General features: G+C 62.1%; 1 pseudogene. It reads right to left on the bottom strand.

The features are described 5' to 3' along the window. A pseudogene (locus AACY45_RS28755) lies at positions 1 to 435 on the bottom strand (phosphoketolase); the annotation flags it as partial.

Here is a 435-nt window from a genome sequence, read left to right as displayed (position 1 = left end):
ACCCCACCTTCGCGCGTGGCCTTCTGGATCGCGTGTATCCGATCGACCGCATCGTCTAGCGCGGCCGCCATCGCCTGGTGCATCGCGTCCGGCTCCTCGCCGTCGACCAAGATCGGCAGGTAGCCATAACCGCGAAACAGCGCGTCGAGCTCGGTGTGCGAAATGCGCGCAAGGACAGTCGGACTTGCGATCTTGTAACCGTTGAGATGCAGGATTGGCAGAACGGCCCCGTCGGTCGCGGGATTAAGGAACTTGTTGCTGTGCCACGAGGTCGCCAGCGGTCCGGTCTCCGCTTCGCCGTCGCCGACGACGCAAGCAACGATCAGATCGGGATTGTCGAAGGCGGCGCCAAACGCATGCAGAAGCGAATAACCCAGTTCACCACCTTCATGGATTGAACCGGGCGTATCGGGTGACGCATGACTGGGAATGCCG

The sequence above is a fragment of the Pseudomonas sp. RA_35y_Pfl2_P32 genome, assembly GCF_963970735.1.
Lineage (GTDB): Bacteria > Pseudomonadota > Gammaproteobacteria > Pseudomonadales > Pseudomonadaceae > Aquipseudomonas.
This window is presented reverse-complemented; position numbering and strand designations above follow the sequence as displayed.